Below are 14974 nucleotides of genomic sequence, written 5' to 3'. Positions count from 1 at the left end.
CCGACCCTCCCGCCGCCGCACACCTCCCGCCACGACCGAAGGACCACCCCGCATGAGCATGACCCCGGAGCAGGCCACCTGGTTCGCCGACGTCGCAGGCCGCATCGTGACCAACGTCGAGCAGGTGCTCCTCGGGAAGACGTTCGTGATCCGCCTCGCGGTCACGGCGATGCTCAGCGAGGGGCACCTGCTCCTCGAGGACGTCCCCGGAACGGGCAAGACGAGCCTCGCCCGGGCGATGGCGCAGAGCGTGCAGGGCACCACGAACCGCATCCAGTTCACCCCCGACCTGCTGCCGGGCGACATCACCGGCATCAGCGTCTACGACCAGCGGACGCAAGAGTTCGACTTCCACCGCGGGCCGGTCTTCGCGAACATCGTCCTCGCCGACGAGATCAACCGTGCGAGCCCGAAGACGCAGTCCGCGCTGCTCGAGGCGATGGAGGAGTCCGCGATCACGGTCGACGGGGTCAACCACCGTCTCGCCGCGCCGTTCATGGTCATCGCGACCCAGAACCCGATCGAGCAGGCCGGCACCTACCGTCTGCCGGAGGCACAGCTCGACCGCTTCCTCATGAAGACGTCGATCGGCTACCCCGACCACGCCGCGACGGTGAAGATCCTCGAGACCTCGTCGGCTCCGTCGGCGTCGGTCCCGCTGGCGAGCGTCGTGCCCGCCGCGACCATCACCGAGATGGCCGCCCTGGCCCGCACCGTGCACGTCGACGCCGTGATCGCCGACTACGTCGCCCGTCTGGTGGACGCGACCCGCTCGGCGAGCGAGGTCCGGCTCGGCGTGAGCGTCCGTGGGGCGATGGGCCTGGTCCGTGCTTCCCGTGTCCTCGCGGCGCTGAGTGGGCGCCACTACGTCACGCCGGACGACGTGAAGGCACTGGCCGTCCCGGTCCTCGCGCACCGCCTGGTGCTCGACGCCGAGGCCGAGTTCGACGGCGTCAGCGCACCGAGCGTCATCGCGCAGCTCCTGGTGGAGACCCCGCCGCCCGCCGACCGAGTCACGACGTGACGGACCGCCGGCCCGTCTCCACGCGCTCGCGCCGTCCGTCCTCGACGCGGTCGCGTCGTGGCACGACGGCGTACGAGCGCACGGGGACGGTCACCGGCATGACCAACGTCCGGACGCGCATCGTCGGTGACCGCGAGGGCGTCGCAGCGGATGCGGTCATCGGGATCGTCCGGCTCTGGGCAACGGCCTGGAGGCTCGTCCTGCGTCTCTGGGGCGAGGTCTCGTCCGTCGTCACCGGGCTCGGGTGGACGGTCGCCGCCCTGACGCTCGTCGCGTTCGTGACCGGCTACCGGTTCGGCCTGCGGGAGATCGTCGTCGTCGGGTTCGCCGGCGCCGTGCTCGCGGTGGTCGCCGCGGTGGCGTTGATCGGCCGGTCGCGGCTGGCGATCAGGATGCGGCTGCCGCAGCACCGTGTGGCGGTCGGCGACGACGCCGGCGTGATCATCACGGCCGAGAACCCCACACGCCTGCCGTCGGTGCCGACCACCGTCGAGGTCCCGGTCGGATCCGGCCTCGTCGACGTCGCGATCCCGGCCATCGGGCCGCACGGCACCTTCGAGCGGGAGGTCCCCGTCCCGACGCTCCGCCGCGGGGTGCTCGACGTCGGTCCCGTGACGGGCGTCCGCGCCGACCCGGTGGGACTCGTCCGCCGCGAGCTCGTCTGGACCGCCCGCGAGCAGGTCATCGTGCACCCGCGCACCATCGCGATCCCGTCGACGAGCACCGGCCTGGTGCGCGACCTCGAGGGGCAGGCGACGACGGACCTGTCACCCGCAGACATCGCCTTCCACGCCATCCGCGAGTACATGCCCGGAGACGACCCGCGCACCATCCACTGGAAGTCGACTGCCAAGTCCGGCGCGCTCATGGTCCGGCAGTTCGAGGACACCCGTCGCTCGCACCTCGTCGTCGCGCTCGGCATCGCCCGCGGTGAGTTCGCCGACGACGAGGAGTTCGAGCTCGCGGTCAGCGCGGCCGCGTCCCTCGGCGCGCGGGCGATCCGCGACGGCCGTGAGGTCTCGGTCGTGGTGTCGCAGCGCACGCCCGAGTTCGCGAAGCGTGCCGTGTACGCGGTGCGGACGCTCCCCACCGTCACGCCGACGCGCCTGCTCGACGACTTCGCCTCGGTCGGCCTCGCTGACGCGTGCCTGCCGATCGCCGAGGTCTCCCGGATCGTCGGCAGCGACACCGAGGGCATCTCCGTCGCGTTCCTCGTGGTGGGGTCGACCGTCGGCCTGCCCGCCCTGCGACTCGCCGCCACGCGGTTCCCCGTCGGGGTGGAGGTCGTCGCGGTGATCTGCGAGCCCGAGGCCCAGCCGCGGTTCCTGCGCGTCGCGGGTCTGACGGTGATGACCATCGGCTACCTGGACGACCTCCGGCACGCCCTGCACCGATCGGCGTCGGCAGCGTGAGCGCCGCACCCGTGACCGCCCCGGCACCGGACCGGGCGAGACGCTCGACCCGACGTTCCGACCGTCGCGACGCACGGCGGCTCGTGCCGTTCCGGCTCGCCGGCGGCACGCTGGCGGTCTGGCTGTTGCTGGCCGTCGCGAGCACGTCCTGGTGGCCGGTGTACCGGGACGGCGCGATGATCACCGCCGCCGTCACGGCGATCGTCATCGGGACGGTCGTCGCGCTCCTCGGCACCCTGTTCCGGCTCCCGACGGCCGTCGTGGCGATCGCGACCGTCGCCGCCTTCACGCTCACGGGCGTCCCCGCCGCCGTGCCGAGTCAGGCCAACGGCCTGCTGCCCACCGGACGCGGACTCCTCGACCTCTTCGCCGGCGTCGCCCTCGGCTGGAAGCAGCTGGTGACCATCAGCCTGCCGGTCGGCTCCTACGAGGCGCTCCTCGTGCCGTACTTCGTGACGCTGCTCGTGGCCACGGTGAGCGCCGTGAGCGTGGCGACCCGCGCCTCCAGGCAGGAACTCGCGAGCATCCCGGCACTGGTGCTCTTCGCGGTGGGCGTGGTCGTCGGGCCGAGCCGGCTCGACACGTCGATCGTGACGGCGGTCGTCCTGGTCGGCCTCGCCCTCGTCTGGGCGCTGACCGTGCGGCACGCGCGTCGCGCCGTCGCGGTGGCGACCACCATCGGTGCACGCGTGCCGGTGACGCGGTCGATCGTCCGCCCAGCCCTCGTGGGGACCGGCACCATCGTGGCCGCGGCGGTCGTCGCGACCGGACTCGGCCTGGTGGCACCTCCGTCAGGTGAGCGCACCGTCGCACGCACCGACGTCGTGAAGCCGTTCGACCCACGCGACTACGTCAGTCCGCTCAGCGGGTTCCGCGCCTACGAGGAGTCCACCGCCTCGGACGCGACCCAGCTCCGGGTGACCGGCCTGCCCGAGGGCGGGTTCGTCCGCATCGCGACGCTCGACACCTACGACGGCGTCGTCTACCGCGTCGGCGGGACCGACGGCTCGGCCGGCTCGGGCACCTTCGAACGTGTGCCGACCGCGGTCGACGTCCGCGGCGTCCGGGGCACCACGGTCGACGTCGGTGTGACGGTCGACGGGTACCGCGGCGTGTGGCTGCCGACGGTCGGTGACCTGGAGCGCGTGGAGTTCACCGGGCAGGACGCCGACGACGAGCGCGGCGCCTTCTTCTACAACGGATCGACCGGCACCGGCGCCGTGGTCAGCGGAGTGGGGGACGGCACGTCCTACGACCTGACGGCGGTGCTGCCCGACCAGCCGACCGAACGGCAGCTGGCCACCGCACGGCCGGGGAGCGCCGCCGTGCCCACCGCACGGGACGTCCCCGACGCCGTGCGCGACACCGTGGAGTCCACGACGAAGGACGTGTCGGCACCCGGTGCGAAGCTCCTCGCCGCGGTGCAGTCCCTGCAACGGAACGGGTACGTCAGCCACGGCGTCGGCGACGACCGGATGAGTCGGTCCGGTCACGGTGCCGACCGTGTCCAGGAGCTCCTCACCGCACCCCTGATGATCGGGGACCAGGAGCAGTACGCCGCGGCGGCTGCACTGATGGCGGACGAGATCGGGTTCCCGGCACGGGTCGTGATGGGCTTCACGGCCGGGGGAGACTCGGGCCGCGACGGCACCGCAGCGCGTGGCGGGACGACGACCTTCCGTGGGTCCGACGTCACGGCTCGCATCGAGGTGGACACCGCGCAGTGGGGATGGGTGATGCTCAACCCCAACCCCGAGGTGCGCGAGATCCCGAACGAGCAGCAGCAGACCCCGCAGCCGGTCACCCGACCCGAGACGGTGGTGCCGCCGCCCCCGGTCGACCGGCAGGACCAGGACCAGCAGACGCCCCCCGAGAGCGACCGGAACACGCCGCCGGTGCAGCCGCTCTGGCTCCAGATCCTGCTCGCGGTGCTGCCCTGGGCCCTCGGGACCCTCGGCGTGGTCGCGCTCGTCCTGCTGCCGTTCGCCGTCATCGTGCTGCTGAAGCGACTGCGGCGCCGCCGACGACGGAACGCCACCACGCCGCGCGGCCGCATCGTCGGCGCCTGGGACGAGTACCGCGACGCACTGCTCGACCGCGGGCACGACGTGCGGCAGGCAGCAACCCGACGCGAAGCCGTGGTCGGTGCACCGGGCGACGGTGGCACCGGACTCGCCGCGCTGGCCGACCGTGCGGTGTTCGGTCCGAGTGACGCCGACCAGACCACCGCCGACCGCATGTGGGCGGCGACCGACGACGCGATCGGTTCGCTCCGGACGGGGCGGACCCGGAGGGAGCGGTTCCGCACCGCCGTCTCGCTCCGGTCCCTGCGGGGAACGGGACGCCGTCCGACGGCACGGTCCCGTCGGCGGACCGGCGGCCAGGCTGCGTCGGGGCGCGGCGACTACGATGTCCAGAGGCCGGACGAGCGTCGTGGACGGCCGAGTGAGGACAGAGGCACCACGTGATCAGATGCGAACACTGCGGATCGATGCTCCCGGACGGAGCGATCTTCTGCGGTGAGTGCGGTCGCGCGGTCACCGCCGCCGCGAGCCGTCGCCCGGTCGCGCCGACCCCCGTCGAACAGGCGCCGCCGCCACCGTTGCAGCAGCCCGACGCACACGGCCGACGGTCCGACCCGGCTTCCGACGCCTGGTTGCCCGAAGCCACGCTCGATCCCGCCACCCGTGCCTGGCTCACCGGTGCCGACCGTCGCGGGACCGAACCGCCGGCACCCGTGCCGGTGCAGCGTCCTGACGACTTCCCGCCGCGCCAGGCCCCCTCCCATGTGCACGGTGCCGGCTCCGGGCTCGAGGACTGGTCGGGTGCGCCGGGCGAGTCCGAGCCTCCCCTCGACCCCGACGCATACCCGTCCGAACCCCTCGATGCGGACGACCCCGAACGCACGCGGATCGCCCCGGCTCCCGGTCGCCCCGAGACACCCGAGGACCCGATCCGCGATGCTCCGTCGTCGGTGTCGGACCAGGCGGTGCGACAGCCCGTCGAGTCCCAGCCCGTCGAGCCCCAGCCCGTCGAGCCGCCGCCCGCTGTCGAGCCCTCCGTTCCGGTGTGGGCGCCGCCCGCTGCCACCGCACCCCCGGCGGCACCCGCCGGTCCGTCCTGGTGGGTCGGTCGCGGTACCCCGGCTGCCGAGGCGCCGGCCGATCCGGTCGTCCCGCCGATGCCGCGAGCACCCGCCGAACCTGCTGGCGAGCAGGACGCTGCGGCTCCTGCGCCCGACGAACACGGGGCACAGGACGCCCGGGATGCACAGGGTGCCCGGGACGCCTCCGAGCCGGAGCCCGACGAAGCGATCGTGGCCGCGTCGGAGACCAGCGCCACCGACGACCAGCCGGCCGTCGTGTCGCCCCCGCAGCCCGGGGACACGGCCGTGGTCGAGCCACTGATCGACCGTCGACCGCCCCGTCCGGCCCCGCTCGTCACCCCGGGCATGCACGAGACGACCATCTGCCACGTCTGCGGCAACCGGCTCGAACCCGACGACATCTTCTGCGGCGAGTGCGGAGCCGTCCGTCCGGCGGTCACCGCGGCCTTCACCGGCCCGGTCATGCCGCTGCCGATGACCCGACCCGACTGGGCAGCCGAGGAGTCCGACGGGCCGCAGGCCGCCGACGCGGGCAATGCTGCGGACGAGCCGGACGTGCTGGACGAGCCCGACGCGGATCCGGCCGAGCCCGCGGGTCCGAACGAGTCCGACGAGCGCGCTGCAGGCGACGAGCCGGACGACGAGATCCCGGTGGACGACGAGTCCCTCCGCGCCGAGGTCGAGCAGTCCGATGCCGGCCGACGTCCCCGCGGGGCGCACGCTGCCCCGGTGACCGAGCCCGATCCGCCGACCGAGGCGTCCGCCGTGCCGCGCACGCCGATCCCGCCGGTGCCCGGTTCCGCCACCGTCCCCTCCTCGGTACCGTCCGCCGACACCGCGGGCGTCCCCTCCGCTGCACCGCTGCCCCCGATCCCGGGAGCGACCGGACCCGCGCTGCCGCTCCCGCCCGTCGACCGGTCGGAGTCGCCCGCAGCGGCCGGCGCGCTCGACGACCTCGACGAGGACGTCGACGAGACCCGCATCGTCGCGAAGACCCCGACCCGGGCACCGTTCGTGCTGCACTTCAGCACGGGTGAGCGGCTCGGCGTCCACGGCACGGGCCTGCTCGGCCGACTGCCGCGACCGCAGCCGGGGGAGCGCTACGACGACCTGCTGACCGTGCACGACCCGGGCAAGTCCGTGTCGAAGACGCACCTCGAGCTCGGCCGCGACGGCGACGACCTGTGGGTCTCCGACCGGTTCTCCGGCAACGGCACGGTCGTCCGGCACATCGACGGATCGATCCGCCGCTGCGAGCCCGGTCGCCGGTACCGCGTCGAGCGTGGTGCCCGCGTCGACATCGGTGAGCAGTTCTTCCTGGTGCAGTAGGCGACTTCTCCACAGATCGGATCCCGGGCCAGCGCTGAGCTGCTCGTTCCTGGTGCGATGGGGTCATGTCCCGGTTCACCGCACGTTGCGTGATCGTGGGGGCCGCGGTCGCGCTCGTCGTGGCCGGGGTCCTCGCGCCGATCAGCGGCGCGGGGCAGGGCGTCCTGCTCGGCGCGGGTGCGTGCTGCGCGCTGGTCGACGTGGTGCTGCACCGTTCGGCCCCGCCGGACCCGGTCGCGGTCGTCCCTCCGCGTGGACCTGACCAGCCCACCGAGCCCGGACCGCTCGGTGCGCCGGAAACGCTGACGGGCACCGTTCCCGAGGACGGCGACGGCACGCCGGCACTCGTCCTCGGGCACGGTCCGGGCGGCCGCGTGCTCCGGGTCGACGCCGCGTCCCACGTCGTGGTCGTCGGTGCCGGAGCACTCGCCGTCGCGGTGTTCCGCGGGCTCGCCGAGCAGCTCCGAGCCGCTGCCGTCCGCGCGGACGAGGACCTGCGCTGGGCCGCTGCTCCCGAGGTCCTCGACGCCGTGGGGACCGGCAGCACCGATCCAGCCCCGAGCGCCCGGCCAGCGAGCACCCGGGCAGCGAGCACCCTGTCAGTGCACGCCCTGCCATGGGGGACCTCGGTCGTGGTGCGGATGGGGGCCGACGGCCGACCGCACGGGTCCGTGGTGCTCGTGGCCGGACTCGGATCGGCGCCTCGTCAGCGGGACGTCACCGTCGAGGTCTCACGGTACGGCTGCTCCGTTCGTCGACCCGACGACCACGCGGTCGTCCGGGTGTCCCCGGCGCTGCCGGTCCTCGTCCCCGACCCCGTGAGCGCCGATCGATGACCACCGCCGACTCTTGACCAGCGCTGACCCTTGACCAGCGCCGACCCTTGACCGGCGCTGACCCTTGACCAGCGCCGACCAACGATCAGCGCAACCCGGCGCCGACCCGCACCGCGCCGACGGGCACGCCACCACCGAGCACCCGCTCGCCGGTCGCCTCGAGCACCTCGGCCACCCCGTCCGACGCCACGAGCCCGTTCCGCTCGAGCAGCGCCAGGGCCGCCAGGGTGCCGGCCCGCTGCGAGCCGTCGAGCACCTTCACGGCCACGGCGGCGCCTCCGGGCAACCCCATGACCATGACGCCCTCGGCACCGAGCTTCGCCAGCACCTGCAGTCGCTCGATGGTGACCGTGTTCGCGCGTCCGACGCCGTCGATCGCCCACGGGTGCGCCAGGACCGCATCGGTCAGGGCAGCGGAGTCGTCGTCGGCCCGTGCCACGACACCGGCAAACCCGCGTGCCAACCCCGTCAGGGTGAGCGGGAACACGGGGGCGCCGCAGCCGTCCGTACCGATTAGGTCGACGGTCTCGTGCGTGTACTCCTCGACGACGGAACGCACCCGCTGCTGCAGCGGGTGCTCGATGTCGAGGTACGTGGCCTCGTCCCAGCCGTTCACCCGGCAGGCCGCGAGCATTCCGGCGTGCTTGCCGGAGCAGTTCATCGCCAGGCGGCGGGGGCCGTCCATCGTCCGGGCGGTCCCGCGGTCGAAGGGCATGTCGGGCGGGCAGCCGAGGTCGGATTCGACGTGGTCGAAGGACTCGAGCATGTGCAGGGCGAGCGCCTGGTGCGCCGCGGTGCCGGCGTGACTCGCGGTGGTGAGGACGAGTTCCTCGTCGGAGAACAGCGCACCGGCACGTCGGACGGCCAGGGCCTGGAACGGCTTCATGGTGGAACGCGGGTAGATGCTCGCGGTCACGTCGCCGACGGAGTCGATCACGGTGCCGCTCGCGTCGACGACGACTCCGGCGCCGGCGTGCCGGCTCTCGTCGAACCCTGAGCGTTCGAGCACCGCCAGCTCGACGGAACCGTCGGCGGTGAGAGGATGGCGATCACTGCGGACTTCGGGGCTCACCGTCATGCCGCCATGCTAGCCAAGGCGAAGGGGCGCACCCGTGCACGACCACTCCTACGAGGTCTCCGTCAGCTGGACCGGCGACCGCGGGACCGGCACCTCCGGGTACCGCGACTACGGACGCGAACACGTGGTCTCGGCGACCGGCAAGCCCGACGTCCCCGGCTCCGCCGACCCGACGTTCCGCGGGGACCGTGACCGCTGGAACCCCGAGGAGATGGTGGTCGCGGCGCTGGCCCAGTGCCACATGCTCAGCTACCTGCACGTCGCGGTGACGAAGGGCTTCACCGTCGTCGACTACCAGGACACCGCGACCGCGTCGCTCCGCCTGAACCGCGACGGTTCGGGTGAACTGACCGAGGCGACCCTGCACCCGGTCGTCACCATCCTCGAAGCCGACCGGGCCGCGGACGCCGAAGCCGCACACGTCACCGCGAACGAGCTCTGCTTCATCGCGCGGTCCGTGGCGTTCCCGGTGCACCACGAGCCGCAGCTGGTCGTCCGACCTGCGTCATTGGCAGGGGACTCTTCGACAGGTGGGGCAGACTAGGTCCTCGTGAAGCGTCTCCGCCTGCTCCCGATCGCCATCGTCCCCGCCGTCGTGCTGGGACTCGCCGCCTGCTCCGGCTCCGGTTCGAACGGGTCCTCGGCCTCGCCGACCCCGTCGGCCAGTGCCACGGCCTCGGCGATCACCTCCTGCCCCGACCCGGGCAAGTCGTCAGACGCCATCAAGGCGACCGGGTCGTTCGGTGGTCCGAAGGCCCCGACCGTGAAGTTCTCGTCCGGCCTGTCCGCGAAGACGCCGCAGGCCACCCGCCTCGTGAAGGGCAAGGGCGCGGCGCTCGACGAGGGCGACTACGCGCAGGTCTCCTACAGCGTGTACGAGGCATCGGACGCCAAGAAGCTCGGCACCGTCGGCTTCGACGAGGGCAACCCGCAGGTGCTCTCCGTCGGCGGATCGGGCTTCGGCGCGCTCCTCGCCTGCTCGAAGGTGGGCGACCGGGTCGCCGCGGTCGGACAGTCCTCGGCACTCGGCTTCAACACCGGCGGTGAGATCGTCGTGGTCGCCGACGTCGTCGCGCAGACCCCGACCAAGGCGACCGGTACCCCGCAGGACCAGGACCCGGGCCTGCCCACGGTCAAGGACAAGGCTTCGGGCGAGCCGGAGATCACGGTCCCCGACGGCGTCAAGGCGCCCACGAAGACCACGGTCGAGGTGCTTAAGCAGGGCGACGGCACCGAGATCGCCGACGGCGACACCGCACTCGTGCAGTACAAGGGCGTCGTCTACGACACCGGCAAGGAGTTCGACTCCTCGTGGTCGAAGGGCGTCCCCACCACCTTCACCGTCTCGGAGAGCGCGCTCATCAAGGGCTTCGTCACCGGGCTCGTCGGGCAGAAGGTCGGCTCGCAGGTCCTGATCGTCGCCACGCCGGAGGACGCCTACGGCGCGAACCCGCAGGAGGGCTCGGGCATCCCGAAGAACGCCACGCTCGTCTTCGTGGTCGACATCCTCGCCAAGGGCTGACCGTGACGGACGGCCGCCTCGGCACCACCGGTCCGGACCGTCGGCGGATCGTCGTCCTCGGCAGCACCGGCTCGATCGGCACCCAGGCGCTCGACGTCGTCGCCCGCAACCCCGACCGGTTCGAGGTCGTCGGGCTCACCGCCGGCAGCAACCGCGACCTGGTCGCGGAACAGGCCGCCCGGTTCGGCGTCCACGACACGGCGTTCGGCGCGGCCGACTCGGAGCAGCTCGTCCGGAGCGTCGAGGCCGACGTCGTCCTGAACGGCATCACCGGCTCGGTCGGCCTCGGCCCGACGCTCGCGGCGCTCGAGAGCGGTGCCGTGCTCGCCCTCGCGAACAAGGAGAGCCTGATCGTCGGCGGCTCCCTCGTGCAGCAGGCCGCGGCGCCCGGGCAGATCGTGCCCGTGGACAGCGAGCACTCCGCGATCGCGCAGGCGCTGCGCTCCGGCGCCGACGCCGAGGTGCAGCGGCTCGTCCTGACGGCGAGTGGCGGTCCGTTCCGTGGGCGCACCCGCGAGCAGCTCCGTGACGTCACCCCCACCCAGGCACTGGCGCACCCGACCTGGGACATGGGTCTCGTCGTCACGACGAACTCCGCGACCCTGGTCAACAAGGGGCTCGAGGTCATCGAGGCCCACCTGCTCTTCGACGTGCCGTACGACCGCATCGACGTCACCGTGCACGCGCAGTCGATCGTGCACTCCATGGTCGAGTTCGTCGACGGCTCCACCATCGCCCAGGCGTCGCCGCCGGACATGCGTCTGCCGATCGCGCTCGGCCTGGCCTGGCCGGACCGGGTGCCCGGCGTCGGCGTGCCGCTCGACTGGACAACCGCGAGCACGTGGACGTTCGAGCCGCTCGACCAGGACGCCTTCGGCGCCGTCGCCCTCGCCAAGCGGGTGGGTGAGCTGGGCGGCACGTTCCCGGCCGTGTTCAACGCCGCGAACGAGCAGGCCGTCGCCGCGTTCCACGCGGGTGCGATCGGTTTCCTGGACATCGTCGACACGGTCGAGCGCGTCGTCGAGGAGCACACCGCGGGGGAGCCGTCCCTCGACGGCGTACTCGCCGCGGAGCAGTGGGCCCGCACCGCTGCGGACCGCGCGCTGACCCGCTGACGCGAGTCGCGCCTCCCGTCCGACGCGGAGGCGGCAGACCGCGGACGTGACGCACCGGCCTGGAGGCCCAGCTCGCCTCTCAGACGGCGCTCGGCTCCGTCATGGAATCAGTCCCGTACTCTTTCCCGGTGACCGTCGAATCCGTCCTGCTCTTCGTCCTCGGCGTGGTCGTCTTCATCATCGGCCTGCTGGTCTCGATCGGACTCCACGAGCTGGGGCACCTGTCCTTCGCGAAGCTCTTCAACGTCAAGGTGACGCAGTACTCGCTGGGCTTCGGCAAGGCGATGTGGTCGTTCAAGCGGGGTGAGACCGAGTACGGGATCCGCCCGATCCTGCTCGGTGGGTACATCTCGATGGTCGGCATGCTCAAGCCGCGCGCCTCGGGCCGGGCGAACGCCATCACGAACACCGGCATGTACGGCGCGTTCGTGCAGGACGCCCGCCAGGCCAGCGCCGAGCAGATCGCGGACTCCGGCGGTGACGACTCCCGCGCCTTCTACCGCCTGACGCCCTGGAAGCGGATCATCGTGATGGTCGCGGGCCCGGCGATGAACCTGGTGATCGGCATCGTGCTGTTCGGTGTGCTGCTGTGCGGGTTCGGGGCGCCGACGACGACCTTCACGTCGAGCGTCGGGTGCGTGCTGCCGAACAGCCAGACGACCGAGTGCTCGCCCGGCGACGCGGTGTCCCCGGCGAAGCAGGCCGGCATCGAGTCCGGCGACGTCGTGCTCTCGGTGAACGGCGAGCAGGACCCCTCGATCACCCGCGTCTCCGAGGTCTTCCAGGAGTCCGCCGGTGAGCAGGTCACCGTGGTCGTCGAGCGCGACGGTGCCCGGAAGACCCTCGAGATCACCCCGACGACCGCCACCCGCGACGTCTACGACGCCGAGGGCAAGGTCGTCAAGAACGACGACGGCACCACGAAGACCCAGCGCGTCGGCGTGGTCGGCGTCAGCATCGGGCAGTCCCTGGTGCGGCAGTCCCCGGCCGAGGTGTTGCCCGCGACCGGCGCCCAGATCGCGGCGTCGGCGCACCTGATCATCGACCTGCCGCAGCGCCTGGTCGCCGTGTGGAACGCCGCGTTCGGTGCCCAGGAGCGGTCGCAGGACAGCCCCGTGTCGGTGGTGGGTGTGGGCCGTGCGATCGGCGAGGTCTCGTCGATGAGCGGCGTCCCCGTGGTCGACAAGGCGTACACGATCCTCGGGCTGCTGGCCTCGCTCAACATCGGCCTGTTCGTGCTGAACATGGTGCCGCTGCTGCCGCTCGACGGCGGACACATCGCGGGTGCGCTCTGGGAAGCGATCAAGCGACGGTCGTTCAAGCTGGTCGGCAAGGCGGACCCGGGGCCCATCGACCTGGCGAAGACGATGCCGCTGACGATGGTCGTCGTGGTGCTGTTGGCGGGCATGAGCGCGCTGCTCATCTACGCCGACATCGTGCGGCCGGTGAACCTGTTCGGGTAGTCGCTCCGGCGCTACGCTCAGCGGATGACCACAGCCGCCCCGAACCCTCCCGAGGTTCGCACCGTCGAGCGCCAGGGCCTCGACGTCATCGCCGAGTCCGATCGGAAGGGCACCCCACGGGGACTGTTCTGGCCGTGGTTCGCCGCCAACATCTCCGTGCTCGGCCTGAGCTACGGCTCCTTCGTCCTCGGTTTCGGCATCTCGCTGGCCCAGGCGACGATCGTCTCGGTGATCGGGGTGGTGTTCTCGTTCCTGCTGTGCGGCGTCGTCGCGATCGCCGGCAAACGCGGGTCCGCGCCGACGATGGTGCTGAGCCGCGCGGCCTTCGGCGTGCGGGGCAACCGGGTGCCCTCGTTCCTCAGCTGGATCCTCACCGTCGGGTGGGAGACCTCGCTCGCCGCCCTGGCGGTCCTGGCGACCTCGACGGTGTTCACCGAGCTCGGCTGGGACGGCGGGGTGCTGACGAAGATCGTCGCGCTCATCGTGGTCGCCGCACTGATCGTCGGAGCCGGCATCGCCGGGTTCGACGTCATCATGCGCCTGCAGACCGTGATCACCGTCGTCACCGCCGTGTTGACCGTCGTCTACATCGTGCTCGCCGCGCCGACCATCGACTTCGCAGCGCTCGGTGCCCTGCCGTCCGGCAGCGGGCAGAACGTCATCGGGGCGCTCGTCCTCGTGATGACCGGGTTCGGACTCGGCTGGGTGAACGCCGCCGCTGACTACTCGCGGTACCTGCCACGGAATGCCTCGACGGGCGGGGTCGTCGGCTGGACGACGTTCGGCGGTGCCCTCGCACCGGCGGTCCTCGTGGTGATCGGCGTGATGCTTGCAGGGTCGTCACCGGACCTGAACGACGCGATCGGAGCCGACCCGATCGGCGCGCTCACGACGCTGCTCCCGGTCTGGTTCCTCATCCCGTTCGCGATCGTGGCGATCCTCGGGCTCGTCGGGGGAGCCGTCCTCGACATCTACTCGTCGGGCCTCGCACTGCTGAGCGTCGGCGTGAAGATCTCGCGTCCGGCGGCCGCGGGCGTCGACGGTGTGACCATGGTCGCCGGTGCGGTCTACGTCGCCTTCTTCGCGCAGGACTTCATCTCGCCGTTCCAGGCCTTCCTCGTGACCCTCGGCGTCCCGATCGCCGCGTGGGCCGGGATCTTCGTCGCCGACGTCCTGCTCCGTCGACGCGCCTACGCGGAAGCCGAGCTCGACGACCGCCGCGGGCGCTACGGCGACGTCCGGTGGCTGCCCATCGCGCTCGTCGTGCTCGGTACCGTGCTCGGGTGGGGCCTGGTGACGAACACCTACGGCGTCCCGGCCTGGCTCAACTGGCAGGGCTACCTGCTCGGCCCGTTCGGCCTCGGTGGCCGCGAGGGGCCGTGGGCCTACGCGAACCTCGGCGTCCTCGTCGCCTTGGTCGTCGGCTTCCTCGGCACGCTGCTGTTCGCTCGCGGCTCGATCCGCCGCCAGGAAGCACTCGCCACCCCGGACGACCTGCGATGAGCGCGGAGATCCCCGACGACGCCTGGCTCGTGGTCATCGACATGCAGCAGGTCTTCACGGGCGAGAACCCGTGGGCCGCCCCGCGGTACGACCACGCCGGCGCCGGCATCGAGCGGCTCCTCCCGCGGTTCACGGGCCGCACGGTCTTCACCCGCTTCGTGGCTCCGGCGGAGCCCGAGGGTGCGTGGGTGCCGTACTACCGCGACTGGCCCTTCGCACTGGTGCCGGACGCCGACCCGCTGTACGCGCTCACCGAGCCGTTCGCGTCGGCGGCAGCGGACCGGAACGACCCCGTCGTGACGGAACCGACCTTCGGCAAGTGGGGGACGAGCCTCCAGGCCGTCGTCGGCGACCACCCGCACCTGGTGCTCACGGGGGTGTCGACCGACTGCTGCGTGCTGTCGACCGCGCTGGCGGCGGCCGACGCGGGTGCGACGGTGACCGTCGTGGCGGACGCCTGCGCCGGCGCCACCGACGAGGACCACGACCGAGCGCTCGCGGTGATGCGGCTCTACGCCCCGCTCATCACGGTCGTCGACTCGGTCAGGGAGCTCTGAACGGACGCACGGGGACCGGACCCGGCACG

General features: G+C 72.4%; 12 protein-coding genes. 11 read left to right on the top strand and 1 reads right to left on the bottom strand.

The window, feature by feature from the left end:
- Nucleotides 1-52 precede the first annotated feature (52 nt).
- From DEI98_RS08960 to DEI98_RS08940, 5 genes are all read left to right on the top strand, one after another.
- A complete protein-coding gene (locus DEI98_RS08960) occupies nt 53-1024 on the top strand; it encodes a MoxR family ATPase (RefSeq protein WP_111100533.1) in 972 nt (323 codons plus the stop codon).
- 98 nt (nt 1025-1122) lie between these two features.
- A complete protein-coding gene (locus tag DEI98_RS08955; protein ID WP_071404615.1) occupies nt 1123-2436 on the top strand; it encodes a DUF58 domain-containing protein in 1314 nt (437 codons plus the stop codon).
- Nucleotides 2433-4904: a DUF3488 domain-containing protein gene (locus DEI98_RS08950; RefSeq protein WP_111100532.1), complete on the top strand. Its 2472-nt coding sequence runs from the start codon at nt 2433-2435 to the stop codon at nt 4902-4904. Before DEI98_RS08955 ends, DEI98_RS08950 begins: the two co-directional genes overlap by 4 nt.
- A complete protein-coding gene (locus tag DEI98_RS08945) occupies nt 4901-6871 on the top strand; it encodes a zinc-ribbon domain-containing protein (RefSeq protein ID WP_111100531.1) in 1971 nt (656 codons plus the stop codon). Before DEI98_RS08950 ends, DEI98_RS08945 begins: the two co-directional genes overlap by 4 nt.
- A gap of 65 nt (nt 6872-6936) precedes the next feature.
- Entirely contained in the window at nt 6937-7707 is a 771-nt protein-coding gene (locus DEI98_RS08940) for a hypothetical protein (protein ID WP_111100530.1), read from the top strand.
- A gap of 85 nt (nt 7708-7792) precedes the next feature.
- On the opposite strand, the gene DEI98_RS08935 is transcribed toward DEI98_RS08940, so the two are convergent.
- Complete coding sequence (locus DEI98_RS08935; protein ID WP_111100529.1) at nt 7793-8785, bottom strand: asparaginase; 993 nt, start codon at nt 8783-8785, stop codon at nt 7793-7795.
- Nucleotides 8786-8819: 34 nt separating this feature from the next.
- Here DEI98_RS08935 and DEI98_RS08930 point away from each other — a divergent pair, with 34 nt between their 5' ends.
- From DEI98_RS08930 to DEI98_RS08905, 6 genes are all read left to right on the top strand, one after another.
- The gene (locus tag DEI98_RS08930; RefSeq protein ID WP_111053976.1) at nt 8820-9329 is read left to right on the top strand and encodes an OsmC family protein; all 510 of its coding nucleotides are present in this window, start codon (nt 8820-8822) and stop codon (nt 9327-9329) included.
- 6 nt (nt 9330-9335) lie between these two features.
- Nucleotides 9336-10307 carry an FKBP-type peptidyl-prolyl cis-trans isomerase gene (locus DEI98_RS08925; protein ID WP_071404621.1) on the top strand — a complete coding sequence of 324 codons (972 nt, stop codon included), beginning with the start codon at nt 9336-9338 and terminating at the stop codon, nt 10305-10307.
- Between the two features lie 2 nt (nt 10308-10309).
- Nucleotides 10310-11422: a 1-deoxy-D-xylulose-5-phosphate reductoisomerase gene (dxr, locus tag DEI98_RS08920; protein WP_111094225.1), complete on the top strand. Its 1113-nt coding sequence runs from the start codon at nt 10310-10312 to the stop codon at nt 11420-11422.
- 128 nt (nt 11423-11550) lie between these two features.
- On the top strand, nt 11551-12885 hold the full coding sequence (locus DEI98_RS08915) for an RIP metalloprotease (protein ID WP_181437989.1): 1335 nt from the start codon (nt 11551-11553) through the stop codon (nt 12883-12885).
- A gap of 24 nt (nt 12886-12909) precedes the next feature.
- Nucleotides 12910-14388 (top strand): cytosine permease, encoded by a 1479-nt coding sequence (locus DEI98_RS08910; RefSeq protein ID WP_111100527.1) that lies wholly within the window; start codon nt 12910-12912, stop codon nt 14386-14388.
- Nucleotides 14385-14945 (top strand): cysteine hydrolase family protein, encoded by a 561-nt coding sequence (locus DEI98_RS08905; RefSeq protein ID WP_111053972.1) that lies wholly within the window; start codon nt 14385-14387, stop codon nt 14943-14945. The genes DEI98_RS08910 and DEI98_RS08905 overlap by 4 nt, the downstream gene beginning before the upstream one ends.
- Nucleotides 14946-14974 lie beyond the last annotated feature (29 nt).

Origin of the sequence: Curtobacterium sp. MCLR17_034 (assembly GCF_003234485.1) — a bacterium.
Taxonomy (GTDB): Bacteria; Actinomycetota; Actinomycetes; order Actinomycetales; family Microbacteriaceae; genus Curtobacterium; species Curtobacterium flaccumfaciens.
The sequence above is the reverse complement of the archived record's forward strand: the minus strand, read 5'-3'. Positions and strand labels throughout refer to the sequence as shown.

Coding starts and splice junctions, on each gene's coding strand:
- DEI98_RS08960 (WP_111100533.1), top strand. CDS start 53: ATGAGCATGACCCCGGAGCAGGCCACCTGGTTCGCCGACGTCGCAGGC.
- DEI98_RS08940 (WP_111100530.1), top strand. CDS start 6,937: ATGTCCCGGTTCACCGCACGTTGCGTGATCGTGGGGGCCGCGGTCGCG.
- DEI98_RS08955 (WP_071404615.1), top strand. CDS start 1,123: ATGACCAACGTCCGGACGCGCATCGTCGGTGACCGCGAGGGCGTCGCA.
- DEI98_RS08935 (WP_111100529.1), bottom strand. CDS start 8,785: ATGACGGTGAGCCCCGAAGTCCGCAGTGATCGCCATCCTCTCACCGCC.
- DEI98_RS08910 (WP_111100527.1), top strand. CDS start 12,910: ATGACCACAGCCGCCCCGAACCCTCCCGAGGTTCGCACCGTCGAGCGC.
- DEI98_RS08905 (WP_111053972.1), top strand. CDS start 14,385: ATGAGCGCGGAGATCCCCGACGACGCCTGGCTCGTGGTCATCGACATG.